Genomic DNA, 22,947 nt, shown 5'->3' with positions numbered 1-22,947 from the left:
TAAATATGCTGAGCTTGTTATGTTAGTTGGTTATGTTGTAAAGTTTTATTCTAAAAATCAATATCGCATTAGCCGGCAATCCGTACGACGGCTGCGCAAACGGCCCGTAAGCATAATGCGAAGGAACGTACAACGTTACTGTCCCCCCTTTTTTTACACCCGATTTTGCTATCCCGTACTGCCAACCCATTATCGTACTTCCTAATACGTACGACGGATGAAACTGGTCCGTGGTAATAAATGTGGTCCCCGTCTGCAAGTTTGTACCTGTATACCCAACCGTTATCCTGGTTGAGTTGGTAAGCACATCGTTACCGCCGCCAAGCGTATCAACCACGTAATATATCCCCAAACCAACCCCGGCCGAATCGACCTGCTTGGCTGTAATGCTGTTTTTTTGCAAATATGCGGTTATAATTTTAGCATCAACCGCCTGTTGCGCCCTTATCTGGGCAGGCACATCGTTGGTGTTTTTACATCCCGCAAAACAAGCGCACAATAGCAATAAAAATAACAGTATCCTGTTCATCCTGGCATTTATCCGGTTTATTTGCCTTTAAATTAAGCAGCTAATGCACAAACACGGCCCCTATATTTCAATCGGCAAATTTATTCTTTTATAATTCAAAAACAGCAGCTTAACATTTTTTAACAAATTAATGGTATAAGCCACTAAAAGCCTGTACGTTTTAAGGCCCGTTTTCGCAACTTATAACGGTGATTTTTTGATAAACGTGTATGGTTTGGTTTGATAATTGTCTGAACCTGGATTAAGCGGATTAAAGGATTTATTGGATTATGCAGAAAGATTCTGCGTCCCCGTTTAGAGTCAATTGGGATTTAACAAGAAGGCACGGCATCCCGGAAATCATTTAATCTGTTTATTCCCGGTTCACTTCTCTCCCGGCTTAAAATTCATCGTCAACGTATTCACCTTCTTCAGCATCTTTATCAAGTATTCCCGGTCAGCTTCGCTGATGTTATCGTTAAGGTAGTTGTTAAACTGGCGCCCTATCACCCGGGCCAGATGACGCTTCTCTTTACCAAGCTCGGTTAAATAAATTTTTACCGAGCGCTTGTCCCCCTCGTTTGATTCCCGGTATATCAATCCCGATTTTTCAAGTTGCGCCAGCATCCGCGATAAACTTGTCGACTTCAGCCCCAGCAGCGCTGCAACCTGCGACACCGTAGTGCCCTCCTTCTCATCAATATTTATCAGCAAATACCCTATCGACTGCGTAATGCCAAACTCGGTAACTATCTGGTTGTACCGGTTAGCCACAGTTTGCCAAACTATCTTTAAAAAATAATCAATAGTTTCCTGGTGTTTCAATTGGTTCATAGTTCATGGTTCATAGTTCATAGCAGGACAGGCTCGCGGTTGCAATTTTTGCTGGCCAGTGGCAGTTGCAGTATTTAGTGGCAGTTGTTAGAAATTTGGCACTTTTAGTAGTTGTTTGACTGCCAACTGCATACTCACAACCGCCAACTACTTCACCACCCCAGCCCCGTATCGTCCCCTCTCGGGTCCGCTCCGCCGTAGTAGCCATCTTTGGTTACCAGTATAGCATCAACGCGGCCGCTTGCACCACCGCTTATAATTTTATATCCCTTTTGCTCCAGCTTGCTTATTGCGGCAGGATCAAGCGCATCCTTCTCGATGTTTACCTGGTCAGGAAGCCATTGGTGATGGAAACGTTTCGACGTAACGGCCTGTTGCATATCCTCATCAAACTCAATTACGTTCAAAATAGTTTGAAATACCGAAGTTATTATTGTTGAGCCGCCCGGCGTACCTACCACCATAAACAATTTGCCACCTTTTTCAATAATAGTTGGCGTCATTGACGACAGCATGCGTTTGCCTGCCTGTATGCTATTTGCCTTACCACCAATCAGTCCGAACATATTCGGCACGCCCGGTTTCGAGCTAAAATCATCCATTTCGTTGTTCAGCAAAAAGCCTGCGCCACCAACCAGTATTTTTGAGCCGAACGAACCATTAAGTGTAGTGGTTATCGAAACCGAATTGCCTTCTTTATCAACTATTGAATAATGTGTAGTTTGGTCGCTTTCGTACCCCACAAACGCGCCTGGTTGTATGCTGCTGCTTGGTGTGGCTGCGTTCCAGTTAAATGTTTTCATCCGGTTGTCAAGATACGTTGGGTTTAGCAAGCTATCCACCGGCACTTTATAAAAATCTGGATCGCCAAGGTATTTGGAACGGTCGGCGTATACACGGCGCTCAGCTTCAACAATCAGTTGCACGGTCGAATCCTGGTTATGGCCCCAGCGGTGCAGCGGGTATTTTTCAACCGAATGGAGCAACTGAAGCAAAGCAATCCCCCCACTTGATGGCGGCGGCATGGTGATAATTTTATAGTCTTTATATTTTCCGGTTATTGCGTTGCGCCAAACTGAATGATAATTTTGTAAATCCGCCTTCGAAATCAGTCCGTTACCGGCTCGCATTTCGGCTGCTATTTCATCAGCTACTTTACCGGCATAAAATCCGTCGCGGCCTTTATCTCGTATTAATTCCAGCGTCTTTGCCAGGTCTTCTTGCACCAGCAAGTCACCTTCTTTCCAGGCTACGTCCTTTAAAAAATATGTTTTGCCGGGGTTCAGCTTCCTAAACTGCGGGCCACCCCAGTTTAATGAGCCGGCCAACCGCCTGGATATTGCAAAACCTTTACGTGCCAGGTCAATAGCGGGTTGAACCAAATCGGCCCATTTAAGCTTACCATATTTGCGGTGCGCCTCAACCATGCCGTCAACCGAACCCGGCACACCTGAGGCCTGGTGTGTTGCAAGGCTCATATCTTTTACCACGTTACCTGCACTGTCCAAAAACATATTGGCACTTGCGGCTGCCGGGCCTTTTTCCCTAAAATCAAGCGTATTGGTATTTCCCTTTGCCGACCTGTAAACCATAAAACCGCCGCCCCCGATGTTGCCGGCCTCGGGGTGGGTGACCGCAAGTGCAAATTGTACTGCCACAGCAGCATCAACCGCGTTGCCACCTTTTTTTAATATGTCCAATCCAACTTTTGACGCATTGGGTGTGGCGCAAACTACCATTCCGTTCCTGAACGGGCCATCCGGCGTTTTCGCGGCAGGATCCTGGGCAACGGCTGTTTGTAAAATAGTTGCACAAAAAAGCAGTATTGCGGCTTGTTTTAAAAGGTGTGGATGATGCATACGTGATTTATAAAATAATCGGGCTAATTTATCATATTTCAATTTAAAAAATGACGGTATTGGTTTATAAAGATTGAAATGCTGATATCATCATGGTCAGTCATTTTAACAACGCAAAAAGGTTTTAACCGTGTTAATACAACTTTGAAAGTTTTTAGGTTAAATACCTTATAACCAAACACTTAAACTTTTTAGGACATTAACACGCGATTTCATTTTTTTATTCTTATGTTCACCCGCCTCGGCGGCATCTACGAGACATGCTAAAGAAACAGTGCACACCGTTCCGTCCCCCAAAATATATTATTCATATCCCCCTAGTCATAAATTTTCTCAAATATTTTCAACTGTAAATCAGCAGTTTGCTACCCTTTAAAGACCGCTATCCCTTTAAAATACCAATAAAACCACATTTTCGCCGTTATGTTGCTTTTACATATTATGAAATATTATGCGGTAACATCCAAAATAATAGTTTCATCAACCTTGACAAAACAAATTTATCGAATGAAAAAATTACTCGTTTACTCATTTATTTTAGCTAGTTCGTTATTAATAAGCATACGTTCAAAAGCACAAGACTACAAAACTGCCGTCGGCCTTAAATTCGGCGGTTACGAAAACGGCATCTCAGGCAAGTATTTTACTACCCCCGACGTGGCTATTGAAGGTTTGCTGGGTTTCCGCTCGCATGGCGTGGTTATCACCGGCCTGTATGAATTTCACCAGGAGGCATTTGGCGTTAAAGAATTGAAATTTTACTACGGTGCAGGTGCGCACATTGGTGCCATAGGCAGCGGTCTTTACCGTCGTTTTAACGGCAGCGACGAATTTTACAACAATAGCCACATATTGCTGGGTGTTGATGGTGTCATCGGCCTCGAGTACCTTATTCCGCAATCGCCCATAGCCGTAAGCCTCGATTTAAATCCGCGCGCCGAACTCGCCACCGGGCCATTTTTTGATATCGCTCCGGGACTGGGATTGAAGTATACTTTCTAGTCCGTAAAGTCGGAAAAGTCAGTAAAGTCCGAAGAAGTTGCAAGCGAAGCACGTTCAGACTTTACAGGCTTTTTTATCAAATAAACTTTCTGTCTTTACTGACTTTTCGGACTTTACTGACTTTCCCGACTCAGCGCAACACTATCACCTTCGTATTATAAACCTTTTGCCCCAGTTGTATCTTTAAAATATAGGTACCCGGCGGTAAATTGGTTACATCGGCCACGGTACTGAAATTACCTGCAGCAATGGTTTGCTTGCTGGTGTTTACAACCTGCCCGGCAATATTTATTAATGATATGGTTAAATCTGCAGGCGCTTTGGCGGCAAAAAGAATGCTGAGCGGGCCGCTTGCCGGGTTGGGGAACACTACCAGGCCTATATCTGTTTTGTTATTGGCGCCGGTAGCTGTTATTATGTATACGTAATTGTCAGACAGTACGGTACAGCCCCCATCAAGCAGCAGCGCAACCTGGTAATTGCCGCTTTGTGTTGGCGTATAAGTGGCGCCGACAGCCCCTGTAATAGCTTTACCATTTAAATACCATTGATTGTTGGTGGCCACGCTGGAATTTAAAACAGCCCCGTTTTGTGTAATAACGGGCTTTGAAACAGTTACAGATTGTCGCGATACCGAAGGGCACCCGGCGCTTTTTACCTTCATATCGTAAAAATAATAATAGTAGGTTTTGTAGGCCGCGGTATCCGGGTTGGCAGTGGCGCTGTTGCCGGTTATACTGAAAACATCGCCTATTTTAAAAGGGTAGCCGGTAACGCCTGCGTTGTTGCGATATAAGGTGGAATTGCTGTCAAACTCGACATTTATAGTATAATTACCGGCTGCAGGCAGCTGTAAATTAAGATTGTAAACCGCACCCTGGTCATTCGGATCGTCGGGTTGTGCGCCGGCCAAGGGCGTTGTGCGGGTTGCAACGGCGTTAATGGTCGAGGTCGATACGGTACGGCCGTTGGCATCGTTCACATTAAAAGTAATTTTTCCCGAATTGCCGATATACAATCGGGCGCTTTCAATAACAACCGGCACTTTGGTATTTACATTAACATATGGCGTAAACTGATTATATCCGCCTGCGGTAAATACATTTTTTGTAGCGGGACCAACTGTTCCTTTAAAATCGTTCACACCTGCATAAAACGTATTGTTAACCGGGGCAGTTGCGGTTGTTCCGGGCGAGCCCCATGCCAACGGGATAGCGTCGCCAATATTTTGGTACCACAATATGGTTCCGTCAGCCGTGCCGGTTAAGCGGTAGTCTTTACTGTCGGTACAGTAATAAGCTGTTAAACCGATCGCTTCTGGTGGCAGGCTGATAGTCACCGCGGCTGATACCTGGTTGTTGGCAGCAACAGGGTCGCCGGCGAGGCTCGTAAAAGCTACAATGTTGTAAGTTGCTCCGGCAACCTCATTAAAAGGCGTACTAAAAGTAAAATCTTCCTGCTCCGAAGCTTGTAAGGTGCCAGTATAAGTTCCTGTTAAAGTAGTTGTAACGTTAGCCGCGTCGGTAATGGTTACCGTTACCGGGATATTGCTTATCGGTAACCTCCCAAAGTTTTTTATTGATATTGTAACCTGGTTAGCGTCTGAACATGAACCCGCGGTACTGGGGCTTACGACAGCAGTCGCGCCTGCATCGGTCGCCGGAAGCACAAATTGCACGCGGTAATCCTGCGTTTCGCCTTTGGCATAGGTGCCGCAGGCTTGTATTACTGATGCGTCATTGGTTTCGGCAAGTACAACACGCATAATGCTGTAGTCGCCGGCTACAACGGTTGCAGGTACGGTTATGTTTGTAGTATATGAGCCTGTTCCGTTAATAATTCCTGAAGTTGCTACAAGTTCATTAGCACCAAAAATACCATCACCATTCCAGTCAATATAAACTTTGGCGGCCTTGTTAAAGTCAGCGCCGCATGTACCCAGGGTAAGGCTCAGCGGGTATATTTTCGCCAGTTCCAGTTGGACCGTTTTGTCGGTATGGTCGGAATAGGTGGTGCAGCCCGCAGGTGGTGTATAATTAAGGTTTGCCAATGTTACATTATTAACCCGCGAGTCGGCGCTTGAAAGTGGGGTTGAAACACAATAAACATGCCCCCCCACCCCGGTCGCAATAAGCGAATAATCCTGCACGCCGCCCTGCAGCGTTCCTTTGTGCGAAACAGTGATGGTATAGGCCTTGCCGGTTACAGCGCCGGGGATATATACCTGTTCAAGATTATCTAAAATATTATCGCCTGTTGTAGCTACGGCAGCCGGGTGCAATGGGTCGAGTATCCATGGTTTAAACGTGTTGGTGCCATCGCTAACCCTTATATCAAGGTCGTTCACCAGTTTCGGGGTGCGACTGTTAATGGTACCATCGGGGGTAATAGTGCCCGCGGGGTCGGTCCATGATATGGATACCATCAGCGGCCCCTGGCCCGATGCCACCACATTAAATATTTGTTTTTGCCCCTGCTGCAGTTTATTTTCTGTTACCAGGCTTTTGCCGCCATTATCGGTTATCGCCTGGGCGGCTTTCTTCATGTCAAGCAGTCCCCAGCCATAAATATAATCGGGACCGGCGTTGCCTGCATCAAAGGCAGTATGACAGGCGAGGCCCTTCAGGGTCGCTGCGCGCATAAAGCCACCGCTATTTTTTTGCGCATAATATTCCTGCAGCAAATAGAGCGACCCGGTAACATTTGGCGCCGACATTGACGTTCCGGATAGGGTAATGTATGATGTTGTGCCACTACTGCCGGTTGAGAGCAGGTTAACACCATCGGCAACAAGATCCGGTTTTATCCTGCCGTCATCGGTGGGGCCGTAACTGCTAAAGTAGGCAATGCTGATCCCGCTGCTGGAAGCAGGGCCGTTGGGCAAAGGGTTTATTGCCCCGACGGTTAAAATGTTTTTAGCATTACCGGTTGTGGCTATTACATCGTAGCCGTCGTTATTACTTATTCCGGCAGGCCGCGGGCCTTTGTCAACCAGTGTCTGGTTTGTTTTGCTTGCGTATCCATAGTAGTCGTCACCTACGGCCGGCCCGGTATCGGCACGGCTGTTGCCTGCCGACTCAACAATTAAATAGTAAGGTGCGTTGTAAGCTATTTTGTCCCAGCTTTGGGTGCGGTCGCCATAAAAGCCAAAACTATAGTCAACACTGTCGCCGGGCAGGCCGTACCATTCCCAGTGATTAGCGCCATCATTAAAATACCATCCTGCAGCATCGCCATAAGAGTGGTTTGACAGCAGTAAACCCGACGCAGCACCGCTCATTTCGGTTATATCGTTATCAAAATCATACGATTGCAGGGTGGCGGCATTAAAGGCCATACCTTTGGCCGCCGGGAATACACCCTTGGCTATCATAGTGCCCGAAACGTGTGTGGCATGGTCAATCACGCCAGTCGAATCGTGCAGGGTAATAGTTTTACCGGCAAATTCCTGGTGCCCTCTGTAAACCGAGCCGCCGTCCCATATGGCAAGTTTATTGCTGAGTACGGAGCTTGACCCTGATAGGTTCAAACCTGTCGAGCCGCCGGGTTGCACGGTATTGGTGCCGGTTGTTGCCGCAGCTGTGGTATTGTTATCGGTTTTGAGGTAGATGGGAAAACCGAGGCTGTTTATCCCCTGCAACGATATAACTCCGCCGTTCCGCGTTTTCCGTTTAACGGCCCAGCCATTTTTTTTTGCCAATGCCAGCGCCTTTTTATAACTGATGATAAAATTGCTGTGTGATTTTGCCGACAAGCCAATGAGCGCCTTTTTGCCGGTATCGTTAACCAATACCTGTTGGGCATAACTTTTATCGGCGAAGCACAGCAATATTAGTATTGTGCAAATTGCTGTGTATAATTTATTCATATGCTTAACCCGTGTGTTTTTTCGAAAAATATATTGCCGGTAAAGGCCGCTTTTTTAAACCGCAATATAAAACTTGTTTTTCTTTAAATCCCACCCCTTTTACGGAAACAATGGCTATTAGTTTACCGTATAACATGCCCGTTACAGTTTTTTTAAGTACAGGCGTTTTTTCGGCACCTAGGTCAAAAAACCCTATTAAACGGACCCAAAAGCTGTTTAAACAAATAAAATCATTCCGAAAGAGAATAAACGTAACTAACTGATTGTCATTACGTATAAGAGCCCATTATTGTTAGTTATTCTTAACAAAAACCTAAATCTTAAAGGAATTATAATACTTCGGATGTTGATAACCCGAATTGATAAATGTTGATATGTTGATAATTACCTGTTAATGTGATTATTATATTGATTACTTAAATGTTTATTTTGCACCTCTAATTGTTTATAAAGTGTTGAAAACGAGTGTACTTTTAATTGTGATTACCTTCACCCTTGTATTTTGTGGTGAAAATGCGCTTGCATCAACAACCTGGACAGGCGGCACGAGCACCGACTGGAGTGTTTCCGGCAACTGGTCAGCAGGTGTTCCTACTTCGGGCGTGGATGTTATTATACCAACAACGGTAAGGCTCCCTACCGTAACTGCAACTTCTACCTGTAACTCCATCACTGTTACCGGGACTAGCACAATTACTTTATCAGCAGACTTAGCCGTAACCAATGGATTAACCATTAACTCAAACTCAAACTTTCAATTTGCCGGCACAAACACAGTTACATTTGGCGCAGCATCATCCGCGGGCAACCCATCAGTTTTTACTGTCGGTGCCGGTTGTACTGTAGTATTTAATGGTGCCATGTCATTTGGCCCAAGCGCAACACTAACCAATAACGGTAACATCAAGTCAAATTCGGCCACAGGCATATCCACAAGCAACCCAGGAAGCATTACCAATAACAGTACAGGTGTTATAACACTAACAGGTTCATTGTTAAATATCACCGGCAACGGTACATTATCAAATTCAGGCCAAATCGTTGCTAATTCATCCTCAACAATTAGTACTGGCAACCCCGTTACATTTACAAATAATTCCACCGGTAGCATAAAGCTAACAGCATCGACTTTAAATTTTGGCGGGGGTACTACGGTAACCAATGCAGGTTCAATTATCGCAAATTCGTCATCGTCATTTATTGGCAACAACCCAGTACCTATAGCTAATACAGGCAGTATTTCGCTTTCGGCTTCAACAATGACATTAAATGGCGGCTCAAATATTACCAATACAGGCACGGCTTCGGTGTCTTTACTTTCAGCGTCAACAGCCACATTGCAAAATCCTTCCTTCATAAACAACAACAGCAGCGGCAGCAGCCTAACGGTAACCGGTTCAACTATTGATGTTGAAGCCGGCGCTTCAGTTACAAATTCCGGTACCATAACTACAAGCGGCACTTCAACATTTAAATTAAACGGCAACACCGCGCCATTAACCAATAATGTAAGCAGTACTTTTACTGCAACAAACACGGCCTTTATAATGGTTGCCGGTGCATCAATTACCAATACCGGCGCTACCATGTCGTTAACAACCTGCACTATGGCCTGCAGCGGAAACCCAACAGTTATCACCAATCAAAACAGCGGCGCGACCGTAGGTAATTTCACTATAGATAATACTGCTTTTACATTTACAGGCACTAATTCAATTGTAAACTCCGGCACTTTTACCGCCAAAAATGGCTCATCAATAAACATGACCAGCGCCTCGGCATCGAGTGCGATAACCAATACAGGCACATTTTATGCCGGCCTCTCAAATTCGTCATGCATTATTACTTTAGATGGTAATCAGCCTAAATTAAATAACAACGTTGGCTCAGCAAACGGCACTTTTTACCTTGGCTCCACTTCTATAATATACCCAACGTCAACAAATTGCCTCATGACCAATAGCAGCAACTGTAAGTTTACGCTTCAGTCGGACCAATATGGTTCGGCAGCTATAGGTTCGGTGCCGGTTGCCGCCAACCCAAGCCCATCATTGGTTGGCACATACAATGTTGAACGTTATTTCCAGGGTGGCACAACTTACGATGCTGTTAAAAAACGTTGGGTTGAGCGAAATTACCGTATTATCTCATCGGCAGTCAATACCGGCACACAGGTTAACAGCAACAATGTTTACGCCTTAAATTATATTGTTGGTGCTACCGCCGGTCAAACCACGGCGGCCAGCAGCACAGCAAATGCATTTATTACAGGCGCTGTTGGCGGCAGCACAAGCGCAGGCAATCCATCGACATACTTATACCGCGAAAACAGGGCCATTAGCAATGCCAGTTTCACAAGCGGAAATTTTATCGGCATAACTAATATCACATCGCCCTCGGCAATCGGCACGTCCGACCCTGGCACCTGGAGCATCCCCGTAGGTAACGGCGTGTTATTCTTTTTTAGGGGGGCTGCCACAAACTGGACAACCCGAACCGCGGCCCCATTTATTGCGCCAGAAAATGTAACATTAACACAAACAGGCACCCTAAACCAGGGTTCCATAACTGTTAAAGACTGGTACACACCGTCGTCGGGTAACCTTGGCTACACAACTGCTTCAGGCAACTCAGCATATAACCGGGGTTTTAATATGGTTGGCAACCCTTACCCCAGCACCATAAACTGGGACAAGGTTAACACCGGCGGCATTACTGCAACAAATATCGACCCAAGCATTTACGTGTTAGACCCCGTAAGCAATCAATACAATAGCTACTCATCAACCACACATGTGGGCAACCCGGTTACTTTTACCGGAGACATTGCAAGCGGACAAGGATTTTTTGTAAGAGCTTCGGGTACCGGCGCTGTTTTAACTTTCAACGAAAGTGCAAAAACACCAACTACCCAGCTAACTGGCGGGAATTTATTAATGGGTGCGCCTGTACAACAGGAAGTTGCTAAATTAATGCGCTTAAAGTTATTTGCCGACTCGAACAATTACGATGATATCCTAATAGCTTTTAAATCATCGGCAAATACAAAATATAATGGTTATGAAGATGCGCGCGATTTAGGCGGCATAGGCGCGCTTGAAGGGCTCTCAAGTTTTTCGTCGGATGGTGTTCCACTGGCGATAAATTCGGTACCATATCCCAAACAGGCCCCTATGGTTATTAAATTGAGCGTGCAGGCAACTGTCTCGAGGCAATTTACTCTAAAAAGGACGATACTCGATTCACTTCCTAAAATTTATGAAGTATGGTTAATGGATAAGTTTGCAAAAGACTCGCTCGATCTGCGTAACAATAACTCCTATGTATTTAATGTAGATTTAAGCGACACCACCACTTATGGCGATAACCGCTTTACTGTTGTTATACGGCAAAACAAGGCACTAGGTGTTCACCTGCTTGATTTTACAGCCACCAAAGCTACCGACGGCTCATTGATTAGCTGGAAAACTGAAAACGAAGAAAAATACACCAACTTTAGTGTTGAAAGAAGTACCGATAATGGCGTAACTTATGATGTACTAGGTGGATTTCTGTCGGCCGCACAGGGCACCTACAACTTTACTGATAAAAGCCCTGTAAAGGGTGAGGATATATACCGGTTAAAAATTGAGGACTTGAACGGCACCATCAGTCATTCACAAAATGTTTCATTAACCTATGGCAGCTCGGCCCAGGCAGTGGCAAGTTCAAATATTAATGTTTACCCCAACCCCACACGCGGCACTATAAACCTGGCTATTAAACCCGATACAAGGGCAAATTTACTTTCGGGCATACAAAGCTTAAATAAAAATCCGTCGCTGGCTGCATCAAGCCAGTCGTACGCTATTAAAATTGTTAACATAACCGGCAGTGTGGTAAAATCAGCAAACTCATCGCAACCGAGTTGGCAGGACGATGTTGGCACCCTGCAGCCCGGTACTTATATTATACAAGTAGTAAACAACAACGATAAAACTGTGGTAGGTAAAACTACTTTTGTGAAGATGTAATGATAATCGGTGCACTAGATTAAGTTGGATTGAGTTAAGCAAGTTAGCGTTGTTGCTGACTCAATCCAACCTAATCAACTCAGTCCAACTTAATCAACTTACCCGACTTCCCCACTCCTTTTCCCAAACCGGGGCTTTTTAAAGCGAATATTGTGGAAACTTTTTCTTTCAGAACTCAGGCCTTGCGCACGCCACTAAGCTATTAAGCAAGCCTTTACTAACCATTGCTTAAACACAACCACTTAAAAGAAAAATAACTAACTGACATTACTCAGCCTGTGTTATTCTGTAATTTATTCCCCACTAATTTACCCTTAGCATTGTTATTGCTAAACCTACAGCGATTTGATAAATTATTGATTTTTTTAACACTGTGCTGATAAGGCAAACAGGCACTTATGGGACTAACATTCTATAAAATACTGTTATTCAAATTATTAGCCACAGTTTATTTTTAATGTATAATTTATAGCTGGTTTTGCCCTACAATGTTGAAAACCTAATTCTTTATTATTCATTAAACAATATTTTAATAACTATTATATTAAAAAAACATATTTTAACGAAAAAACAGTGCCTTTATCAAAAAGCAATTGTTTTTTTTCAACATTAATTAATAACTTGATGCCCCCAAAGCAATCCAATTGCTGCCGGGAAACTGATTTGATACTTTATTGCCACTAATTTGAAAACACGTATACTGTTTAGTTTACTGGTATTAGCAACGCTTGCTGCACACGCTGTGGGCAATAAAGCCAGTACTAACGCGAACCTTAGTTCTATAACGCTTAACCCGGCATCGTTACTTACAAGAACGGGCAGTTCGGCATCCCTGGTAACTTATACCGCCTCGGTTAGCGCTGCGGTTACTTCGGTTACGCAAAAAGCCATTACTATCGATCCAAATTCAACAATGACGGTAAACGGCGTTCCGGTGGCATCGGGAACAGCATCGGGCAGCATTGCACTTAATGCAAGCGGGACCACCACAATTACTACCATAGTTACTGCACCTGCCGGAAATACCCGCACCTATAAAATCATCATAAGTAAAACCGGCTCTAATATCGCAACCCTCAGTAGCATAAGTGTCAACCCTGCCGCATTACTTACCAATACTGGTACTGTTGGCACAACAACTACTTATAACACCTCTGTTGCTGCATCAGTTACCAATGTAACGCAAACAGCTGTTACTAATGATGCTAACGCAACAATGACGGTAAACGGCATTTCAGTAGCATCAGGAACTGCCTCAAGCAATATTGCACTTAATGCGAGCGGCACAACCACTATTACAACCGTAGTTACCGCACCAGCAGGTAATACCCGAACGTATAAAATAATTATCAGCAAAAATGGTTCTAACATAGCGTCGCTTAAAAGCATAAGTATAAGCCCTGCCGCTTTACTTACTAACACCGGCGCCAGCGGCACCACAACTACCTATACCACTTCAGTTGATCCATCGGTTACTTCTGTGACACAAAATGCCGTTCTTAACGACCCCAGTGCGACAATGACTGTGAACGGGGTTTCAGTAACGTCAGGAACCGCCTCGGGCAATATTGCGCTTAATGCAAGCGGCACAACTACTGTTACAACCATAGTTACCGCGCCAGCAGGCAATATACATATCTATCAAATCATTATCAGTAAAAATGGTGCCAGCATAGCAACACTCAAAGCTATCAGCATCAGCCCTACCGCTTTCCTTACCTATACCGGCTCTGTCGGCACAACTACTACCTATACTACTTCTGTCGATCCACTGGTTACTTCCGTAACACAAAAAGCAGTTCTTAGCGACCTGAGTGCAACAATGACAGTGAACGGCGTTTCGGTGACGTCAGGAACCACCTCGGGCAGTATTGCACTCAATGCGAGCGGCACAACTACCATTAAAACTATAGTTACCGCACCTGCGGGCAATACCCACACGTATCAAATCATTATTAGTAAAAATGGCGCCAGCATAGCAACCCTCAAAAGTATCAGTATCAGCCCCGCCGCATTACTTACCAATACAGGTACTGTTGGCACAACAACTACGTACACTGCATTTGTTAATGCATCAGTTACCAGTGTAACCCAAGCCGCCATTACTACCGATGCCAATGCAACAATGACGGTAAACGGCATTCCGGTTGCATCAGGCGTAGCTTCGGGAAGTATCACACTCAATGCAAGCGGCACCACTACAATTACAACTGTAGTTACTGCCCCAGCCGGCAATACCCACACTTATCAAATCATCATTAGTTATAACAACCCCATTGCCACTACATGGACAGGCGCCACAGGCACTTTATGGAGCGATGCCGGTAACTGGACATCAGGTGTGCCAATAGCAACTACCGACGTCGTGATACCGGCTACATCTAACCACGCTGTATTAGATGTTAGCTCAACATGTAATTCTTTAACCATCGATGGTAATACTACTGTTACGGTGAACCACCCTTTAACAATAGCCAGCTTATTAAATGTTCATACACCTTATACTTTAATACTTGCCGGCAACAGCACGACAGATGTAGGCGGGTTGCTGACAATTGGGCTATCCGGAAGCGTTAATGTCTCAGGTTCGTCCGTATTAACACTCGATAACTCTCTTATTTTTAGTAATGGCGCAAGCCTGATTAATAACAGTAAAGTAATTACAAAGGCAAACTGCGTGATTACTTTTAACGGCGGCACAAATCCGAGCACATTAATTAATAATGGTGTGTTTACTGCCACAACAACTTATTTCGAACTTACCGATGGTACTTCAATCACCAATACCGGCACTTTAACTGCTGATGCAGCATCGGAGTTTACTTTGGGCGATAAAAATTCGGGCATTATAAATTCAGGTACGTTTAATGCAGGCACTCCCGGCTCAAAATGCAGTATAAAGATCCCAGGGCAAAATTCATCCATCAGTAATTCGGGTAATTTTATTCTTGGTGCAGCATCTGTCATTTACCCATCAGGCAATGGCGCAAAAATTATCAATACTAATACCTTTACGCTAAAATCAAGCAACAACAGTTCTGCTGCAATCGGTCCGCTGGGTTCCGGCGCTGCATGCGTTGGTAATTTCAGCGTTGAGCGTTATATATCGGGTGGAACCGGTTTCAGGGGCTACAGGTTGATGTCATCGCCTGTTTATGGCAATACCGTTGGGTCAACTAACGTTTACAGCATAAATTATCTTCAAAACAGCGCATATATTACAGGCACAACGGGCACTGCGGGTGGTTTCGACAAAGCGGGCAACCCAACTCTCTACTTATATCGTGAAAACCTGCCACCATCAAACGCATCATTTACCAGTGGTAATTTCAGGGGAATAAATACAATAGGAACCGGCACCAATTACAGCTATTTAATTGATGGAGACGGCCCCACCCCATTCAACATCCCGGCTGGCGCAGGGTTTTTATTCTTTTTCAGAGGGGACCGTTCGGCTGATGCGCTGGCCAATGAAACGGTGCCAGGCTATATATCAACACCGACTACTTTGAATGCTACCGGCATTTTAAACCAGGGCAATATTGATGTTAAGGAATGGTATGGCGCTGCCGATTTAAAATCAACCAACACTGGCTTTACATTGGTTGGCAACCCTTATGCAAGCTCCATAAACCTTGACACCTACAATGGCGCCAACGGCACAACAGGCATTATCGGTACTGGCCTGTTCCCCAATATTTATGTACTTAACCCTATAACCAAAAACTACGGTATTTACAACCCAACTAACCCGCTGATGGCCATTAACGGCGCCAGCAATATTATAGTAAGTGGCCAGGCGTTTTTTGTGCAAGCTGACCCTGCTGCAAGTTCTGCATCGCTAAAATTTACCGAGGCTGCCAAAATACCCGATGTGCAGGCAACCCCTGGCCCCAACGGCAATTTTTTGATGGGCATGCCCGCAGGACCGTATGACGTGCGGCAGATGCTTCGCTTAAAACTAGCTATTGATACTTTTAATTACGATGATATCGCTATTGCCTTTAATTCAAACTCTTCGTCAAAATATAACAGGCAGGAAGATTCGGAATACCTGGCAGGTATGAGTGCCCCAGAGGGATTGGCAAGCTTTTCTACCGACAATGTACCAGTTCCGCTATCGATAAACTTTCTGCCCCTGCCTAAAAAAACACGGCAAATAATAAGGTTAAAAGTTGACGCAACAAACAGCGGCCGCCTTACACTACAGAAAACGCAGTTAGACTCGCTGCCAAAAATATATGAGCTGTGGCTGATGGACCGCTATAAGAAAGATTCGCTGGATATACGTAATAACAACTCGTATGTGTTTGACATCAACAAGGCTGATACCGGTAGCTACGGCAACAACCGTTTTACAATTATAGTTAGGCAAAACCCTGCACTGGGTATACACCTGCTTGACTTTACCGCCACAAAAACTAGCGGCGGCGCCTTAACCGCGTGGAAAACTGAGAACGAAGAAAACTATACCAATTTTACAGTTGAAAGAAGCACCGACAACGGCATTACTTTCGATGTACTGGGCGGCTTTGCATCAAACTCGCAGGGCGTATATAATTTTACAGATAAAAACCCGGTTAATAACGTTGTCGATATTTATCGCTTAAAAATTGAAGATTTAAACGGTACCATCAGCTACTCAAAGGCAATTGCTTTAAGTTATGGCAATGCACCAGCCGCTGCAGCCGTTGCAAATACGAAAATCAGCGTTTATCCCAATCCTGCAAGCGGTATCATCAACATGTCAATCGGCCAAAATACAAAAACCGGCATGTTGACAGGCATACAGGGAATCGACAAAAATCCCGGATTAAAATCCAATCAATCATACGTTATTAAAATAGTTAGCGCATCGGGTAATGTTGTTAAAACGGCAACATCGTCGCAGCCAAACTGGCAGGATAATGTGGCCACGTTGTTGCCCGGTACATATATTGTCCAGGTGCTTAATAAAGCGGATAATTCTGTAGTAGGAAAAACCACTTTCGTGAAGCTGTGATTTGATTAGAGATTAGTTAATTAGCGACCAGAGATTAGTTAAAAGCTTATAATATCAATCCCTATTCAACTAATCTCTAATTCACTAACCTCTATCCCAACACCTTCATATTCTCCGCATCCCAGTGGATAACTTTGTTTTGGAAATAGCTCTCATTGCATGATAGCGCCGGGGCCGCTGCACGGAAACCAAATACGGCATCTTCAACTACGGGTTTGCCGGTACGGATAGAATCCATAAAATTGGCAAAGTGTTCGTTTGATGCATTGTATCCCGGTGGGGCGCTGAAAGTTACCGGCGCCAGGGTTGGCCGCTGTTGGTCGGAAGAAGAATATTTTTTATTGTACTCGTCCATCAATGATTTTTGCATCGCTTCCGGGTAAGTTGCCAATGAATCCCAGCCGCCAATTCCCGGCGCCACCGACAGCTTGTTTTTATGGATGGTGAACCCATCGCCCTCGCCAAATAAATCAATCACGCCTTCCGACCCAATAATTTTAGTTGAGGTGCGCTCGCCTTCGCCGCTGATAAAGTTTACCTGCAGGTTTGCCTGGAAGGCTGGGTGCTCCGGTGTTTCAGGATATTCAATAACGGCGCTCATAACATCAGGCACATTGCGACCATCTTTCCAGTAGTAGGTGCCGCCAATGGAATATATTTTGCTGGGGCCTTTTGAATCTGTTAAAAAATGAATACCAGTAAGCAAATGCACAAAAAGGTCGCCTGCCACGCCGGTGCCGTATTCGCGGTAATTTCTCCACCGGAAAAATCGGTTACTATCATAAGGCAGCTTGGTTTTTGCGTGTGCCTGGTAGCGATCCCATGCCACTGTTTGCGGTCCAGCGTCGAGTGGTATTGTATACTGCCACGCACCCAACGCACTTTGGCGGTTAAACGACGCTTCAACCGAATTTATCTGCCCGATGGCGCCTGACTTATACAGTTCTTTAGCTTTTTTAAACGCAACACTGCTGATGCGCTGACTACCCACCTGGAAAACCGCTTTGGTTTCCTGTTGCACCTTTATTTCACCCAAGCCCTCGCTCAGGTAATGCACCATTGGTTTTTCGCTGTAAACGGCTTTGCCTTTGCGCATGGCGTCAATTGCTATTGTGCTGTGCCAGTTATCACTGGTGGCAATTATTACGGCATCAACATCCTTACGGTCGAGTATTTCGTGGTAATCAACCGTAATAAAAATATTATTGCCGTAAACTTCTTTGGCGCGCTGCAGCCGGCCCTGGTACAAATCGCATACGCCAACCAGTTCAACGCCTGGACAGGTAAGTGCGGCCCGTGTATCATTAAAACCCATTATCCCCATGCCGATGGTTGCGATCCGAATTTTATCATTGGCGCTGTAGCGTTTTTCGGCCTGTAATAGTCGCCGCTCATGGTCGTCCATTGCTGCAAAACTCGAAAGTGAGGCAGATGTGAGTACAATGGTGCTGCCAAGTTGCTTGATAAATTTTCTGCGATCAGATGACATAATCTTTCGGTTTTAGATAATTTTATTAATTGGGTTTTACCCGCATTGCGGGAACAACGACGGGGATAACTGATATTGCAATATAGGCATTTAGTTTATTGGTTGGTTTTTTGTTTTTGTGGGTGCAACATTTAAATTGCGGAAATAATCATTAAGAATAAATGGCAAATACCTACACCCAAATTCATATTCAGTGCGTGATGGCGGTAAAATACCGTGCATCGTTATTTCAACCTGATTGGAAAGACCAATTAAAAAAATACATGATAGGTATAGTTCAAAATTACGGACATAAAATGTTAGCCATAAACAACATGCCCGACCACATGCATATGTTTTTTGGTTTCAGGCCCAATCAATCTCTCGCAGATTTAATGAGGATTGTCAAAAGCGAATCTTCCAAATGGATAAATGATAAGCAATTTACCCCGGCAGTTTTCAATTGGCAGGAGGGTTACGGAGCATTCTCATATTCGCGGTCGCATGTGGCCAAAGTTACCGAGTACGTATTGAACCAGGAGGGACATCATCGCCACAAAACGTTTCTGGAGGAATACGAACAGTTTTTGAAACAGTTTGAAGTAGATTATCACGAACGGTACATTTTCAAGTTGCCGGAATAAAGACATTGCGTAAAAGCATATCGTATAGGTGTTGCCCCTACAGGGCAATAAATGTGTGACGCGTTTTTTCTACCAATATTGGGCTCCCAAAGGAGTCGCTTTTGTGGCTATAATGTCAGTCAGGAAATTAAACCACTATTTCCCCAGCGAGCGGAATCGCACATGCTAATCAGCCCCCATCGGGGGCAAATATTGGTAGAAAAAAACACGAGAGAATTTTTCGCTCCGGAGGTGCGAAACCTATGCGCCAAGCAATCGTTATTTTTTGTGTTCCGCTAAATGCCATTCAGCTAATTTCCAATCCTTATCACATTCCAGCCGGTAATCGAACGTTCTTGAAAATTGATTCTGTTCAATAATAGTTTCAAGTAGTTTATTTGCTGCTTCCGGTTCGTAAATCCGCCAAATTAGTTCGCGGGTTTTATTCCAGGTAATGCGAGCTAAAAACAATGCGTTCGGTTTTTCCAAATCAGTACCTTTTAACAATGAACTGAATCGTTCTTCGAACTCATCCAAAACATTTCGCTCCTGTTGAGAAGGCATACCATTTTCTATGATATCTTCAAAATCAATCATCAATGAAAGATGCCAGCCAAAAACCACCTTTGCTTCGAAAGTTCTAAGCGCCCTATTAATAAGCGCAACACCCGGAGAGTCCTCCTGCAAAAATTCGAGTACGGTATATTTTTCATCCGGAATTATGACCCTAAACTGTTCCATATATTCTACCAAACCTTTACCCTATCCTTTTCTTCCCTATACATTTTATCACCCGGTTTTATATTAAATGCCTTGTAAAACTCGGGCATGTTTGATACGGGCCCAATTACGCGGCACATACCCGGCGAATGCGGATCTACGTTAATTAACATCCTTGTTAACTCGTCGCTGCGCTTTGCCCGCCATACCTGCGCGCACGACAGAAAGAAACGCTGATCAGGTGTAAAACCATCAATTTTTCTGTCACTTTTGCCTTCGGGGGTGTTTTTAAATGCCTGGTAGGCAATGGCCAATCCACCAATATCGGCAAGATTTTCGCCCTGGGTTAAACTGCCGTTTACATGCACATTGTTTAAAACAGTAAAGCCGTTGTACTGGTTAATCATTACCTGCACTTTGCTTTTAAATTTATCGGCATCTTCTTTTGTCCACCAGTCTTTCAGGTTCCCGTCCTTATCATACTGACGGCCCTGGTCATCAAACCCATGCGTAAGTTCGTGACCAATTACCAGGCCTATAGCGCCATAGTTAATGGCATCATCGGCATCATTATCAAAAAACGGGTATTGCAATATCCCGGCCGGGAACACTATTTCGTTGAAGGTTGGGTTATAATAGGCATCAACTGTCGGCGGTGTCATACTCCATTCCGATCTGTCGACCGGCTTGTTCACTTTTTTGATCTGCTCATTATAATTATGCTTCGCTATTGATTGCAGGTTGGTGTAATAGGTATCCTTGTTAATTTCAACATCGTCATAGGTTTTCCATTTGTCGGGATAACCTATTTTTTTGGTGATGATATCCAACTTGGCAATTGCACTCTTTTTGGTTTCAGGACTCATCCAGTCAAGCTTTTCTATACGGTCGCGGTATGCGTTTTGGAGGTTATTTACCAGGCTAAGCATACGCTGTTTAGCTTCGGGTGTAAAATACCTTTGCACATACAATTGCCCCAGCAATTCGCCCAGGCCGTCATCAACTTTAGCAACGATAGTTTTCCAGCGTTCTTTTTGTTTTTTCTGGCCGTTTAGCGTTTTACCATAAAACTCAAAATGAGCGTCAGCAAAATTTTTACTTAACGATGTTGCTGCACCATCAAGCACGCCAAAATATTCCTTGTCCTTCCAAACAGATATCGGCTGACTTTTCAGCAATGAGTCCAACGCTTTGTAGTAGTGCGGCTGCCCAACCAAAACGGTGTCTGTCTTCAAACCCATCAACTGGAAGGCGCCGGGAATATCTAAATCCGGTATCAGTTTTTGAAAATCGCCAACGGTAAACTTGTTGTAGTTTTTTTGCGGGTCTCGCAATTCAACCGGGCTTAGGCTCGCGCCTGCAATCGCGGTTTCCAGCTTTAAAATCCCATCCGCTTTTGAAGCCGCCATTGTAGGGTCGATGCCTGTCAGCGTAAAAAGCTTGGTTATGTATTTAACATATTCACCGCGTATTTTTTTTGATGCCGAATCGGTATTAAAGTAGTAGCCCTTTTCTGGAAGCGTTAACCCTGTTTGATCGAAATGGGGCACGTTTTTCGAGCTGATTTTATCATCAGGCGATACATAAAAGCCCAATAAAAAGCCATCGCCATCCTTAAAACCAGTTGCAGCGAGGTTTACCAGGTCTTTATAATCCTTTACTACATCAATTTTAGCCAGTAATTGTTTCACCGGGTCGTAGCCAAGTTTGTTTATGGTGGCGGTATCCATGCCGCTTTTATACAGATCTGCAACTTTTTGTTCTTTGCTGCCAGTGGGGTTGTCGTTTACTGATATATCATCCAAAATACTGTGCAGGTGCTTTTGGTTATCGTTATAAAGTATGTTGCCCAGTCCCCAGCTATTTTCGCTTGGCGGTATTTGGGTATCCTTTATCCACTTACCGTTGGCATATAAAAAGAAATTGTCGCCCGGCTTTACCGAAGTATCCATACCGCTTTTATCAAAAAACACAGTACGCTTCGGAGCGTCGGCTTCGGATGACGTTTTAGGCTGCTTGCAACCGGCTAAAATTACCACAGGCAAAGCAAGTAAGAAGTATTTTGCTAATCTCATTGGGTTAAGGGTTTATAGGTTAAAGATAGGATAAAATTATTGTTGTGATTTCACGGATTATATGCTGATCTCACCTGTTTTTATTTGTTGGGATTTTTCGCAGTTGTTTGTTTCAATAGGCGCTCAAGAGTGCTTTGCCGTTGCACCGATTGGAAGATGATTTCACCGATTGCTGTTTTAGAGATTTCATTGATTATTTATCCATCGTTCATTGTCGGCTTGGCTTGAGATTATTTATATCCCGGCCAATGCAACTGCTATGAACTATGAACCATCCACCATAAACTACTTCACAACCTGTTAATATTCAGCTAAATGTTAACAAATAAATCACACCATAGTAACGTTTATATGGAACGTTATCGCTTATTTTTATAGACCGTAAAAAGGTCAGCTAAAATTTACCACCTAAATATAAATTTATGACCTGGAGAAAATTTAGCGGCGAGGTTATTAATTCGCCCATCTTAGAAGAAGTTGAACGGGCCATTGAACGGGAAACCAACCTGGGCAACAAGCTTAAAGTTTGCATCGGCACCGACTCGCAGGTAAAAGGCGCAGTAACTGATTTTGCAACCGTAATTGTTTTTTTGCGCGAACAACGTGGCGGGTTTATGTTTATCCACCAGGAACGCACTTCGCAAAAAATGAGCATTAAAGAAAGAATGCTGAACGAGGTGCAAAAATCAATCGACATTGCCTACAAACTTTGCGACTTGCTCGACCTGTATGAAGTTGACCTTGAGGTGCATGCCGACATTAACACCAACCCGATGTTTAAAAGCAACCAGGCCCTGCACGAGGCCATGGGCTACATCCTGAGTATGGGTTTTGTGTTTAAGGCTAAGCCCGAAGCTTTTGCCAGTTCGTACTGTGCCAATAAAATGGTTCAGTAAAATTGCTGAAAACAATTTCGGTGTGGCTATATTTGATATTTATATGGGAGAGAGTCAAGAACCAAGAGCCAAGAATCAA

Annotated in this window: 13 protein-coding genes and 1 pseudogene; 6 read left to right on the top strand and 8 right to left on the bottom strand. The window is 44.3% G+C overall.

Going from position 1 to position 22,947, the window contains the following annotated elements:
- Positions 1-22: 22 nt before the first annotated feature.
- The 3 genes from NAF19_RS24525 to ggt form a co-directional block, all read right to left on the bottom strand.
- A complete protein-coding gene (locus NAF19_RS24525) occupies positions 23-529 on the bottom strand; it encodes an FKBP-type peptidyl-prolyl cis-trans isomerase (protein WP_252792998.1) in 507 nt (168 codons plus the stop codon).
- 363 nt (positions 530-892) lie between these two features.
- Positions 893-1,333, bottom strand: coding sequence for a MarR family winged helix-turn-helix transcriptional regulator (locus tag NAF19_RS24520; protein WP_370362916.1), 441 nt, complete (start codon positions 1,331-1,333; stop codon positions 893-895).
- Positions 1,334-1,494: 161 nt separating this feature from the next.
- Entirely contained in the window at positions 1,495-3,201 is a 1,707-nt protein-coding gene (gene ggt / locus NAF19_RS24515) for a gamma-glutamyltransferase (protein ID WP_252792996.1), read from the bottom strand.
- A 507-nt stretch (positions 3,202-3,708) separates the two neighbouring features.
- Between ggt and NAF19_RS24510 the strand changes: the two genes are divergently transcribed.
- The gene (locus NAF19_RS24510) at positions 3,709-4,203 is read left to right on the top strand and encodes a hypothetical protein (protein WP_252792995.1); all 495 of its coding nucleotides are present in this window, start codon (positions 3,709-3,711) and stop codon (positions 4,201-4,203) included.
- Between the two features lie 130 nt (positions 4,204-4,333).
- On the opposite strand, the gene NAF19_RS24505 is transcribed toward NAF19_RS24510, so the two are convergent.
- The gene (locus NAF19_RS24505) at positions 4,334-8,071 is read right to left on the bottom strand and encodes a S8 family serine peptidase (protein ID WP_252792994.1); all 3,738 of its coding nucleotides are present in this window, start codon (positions 8,069-8,071) and stop codon (positions 4,334-4,336) included.
- 452 nt (positions 8,072-8,523) lie between these two features.
- Here NAF19_RS24505 and NAF19_RS30940 point away from each other — a divergent pair.
- A pseudogene (locus NAF19_RS30940) lies at positions 8,524-8,772 on the top strand (hypothetical protein); the annotation flags it as partial.
- Between the two features lie 53 nt (positions 8,773-8,825).
- On the opposite strand, the gene NAF19_RS24495 reads toward NAF19_RS30940, so the two are convergent.
- Positions 8,826-9,710, bottom strand: coding sequence for a hypothetical protein (locus tag NAF19_RS24495; protein WP_252792992.1), 885 nt, complete (start codon positions 9,708-9,710; stop codon positions 8,826-8,828).
- Here NAF19_RS24495 and NAF19_RS24490 point away from each other — a divergent pair.
- Together NAF19_RS24490 and NAF19_RS24485 are read left to right on the top strand one after the other, a co-directional pair.
- Positions 9,679-12,084 carry a DUF8693 domain-containing protein gene (locus tag NAF19_RS24490; protein WP_252792991.1) on the top strand — a complete coding sequence of 802 codons (2,406 nt, stop codon included), beginning with the start codon at positions 9,679-9,681 and terminating at the stop codon, positions 12,082-12,084. The genes NAF19_RS24495 and NAF19_RS24490 overlap by 32 nt on opposite strands.
- 685 nt (positions 12,085-12,769) lie before the next feature.
- Positions 12,770-17,086, top strand: coding sequence for a beta strand repeat-containing protein (locus NAF19_RS24485; protein WP_252792990.1), 4,317 nt, complete (start codon positions 12,770-12,772; stop codon positions 17,084-17,086).
- 91 nt (positions 17,087-17,177) lie between these two features.
- Here the strand turns inward: NAF19_RS24485 and NAF19_RS24480 are convergent, their stop codons facing one another.
- On the bottom strand, positions 17,178-18,575 hold the full coding sequence (locus NAF19_RS24480; RefSeq protein WP_252792989.1) for a Gfo/Idh/MocA family protein: 1,398 nt from the start codon (positions 18,573-18,575) through the stop codon (positions 17,178-17,180).
- Between the two features lie 161 nt (positions 18,576-18,736).
- Here NAF19_RS24480 and tnpA point away from each other — a divergent pair, with 161 nt between their 5' ends.
- Positions 18,737-19,198, top strand: coding sequence for an IS200/IS605 family transposase (tnpA, locus tag NAF19_RS24475; RefSeq protein WP_252792988.1), 462 nt, complete (start codon positions 18,737-18,739; stop codon positions 19,196-19,198).
- 258 nt (positions 19,199-19,456) lie between these two features.
- Here tnpA and NAF19_RS24470 read toward each other — a convergent pair whose 3' ends face one another.
- Positions 19,457-19,918 (bottom strand): DUF695 domain-containing protein, encoded by a 462-nt coding sequence (locus tag NAF19_RS24470; RefSeq protein WP_252792987.1) that lies wholly within the window; start codon positions 19,916-19,918, stop codon positions 19,457-19,459.
- A gap of 5 nt (positions 19,919-19,923) precedes the next feature.
- Positions 19,924-21,972: a M13 family metallopeptidase gene (locus tag NAF19_RS24465; protein WP_252792986.1), complete on the bottom strand. Its 2,049-nt coding sequence runs from the start codon at positions 21,970-21,972 to the stop codon at positions 19,924-19,926.
- A 422-nt stretch (positions 21,973-22,394) separates the two neighbouring features.
- Between NAF19_RS24465 and NAF19_RS24460 the strand changes: the two genes are divergently transcribed.
- Complete coding sequence (locus NAF19_RS24460) at positions 22,395-22,868, top strand: ribonuclease H-like YkuK family protein (RefSeq protein ID WP_252792985.1); 474 nt, start codon at positions 22,395-22,397, stop codon at positions 22,866-22,868.
- The last annotated feature ends 79 nt before the right edge of the window (positions 22,869-22,947 follow it).

The sequence above is a fragment of the Mucilaginibacter flavidus genome (genome assembly GCF_024055575.1).
Classification (GTDB): domain Bacteria; phylum Bacteroidota; class Bacteroidia; order Sphingobacteriales; family Sphingobacteriaceae; genus Mucilaginibacter; species Mucilaginibacter flavidus.
This window is presented reverse-complemented; position numbering and strand designations above follow the sequence as displayed.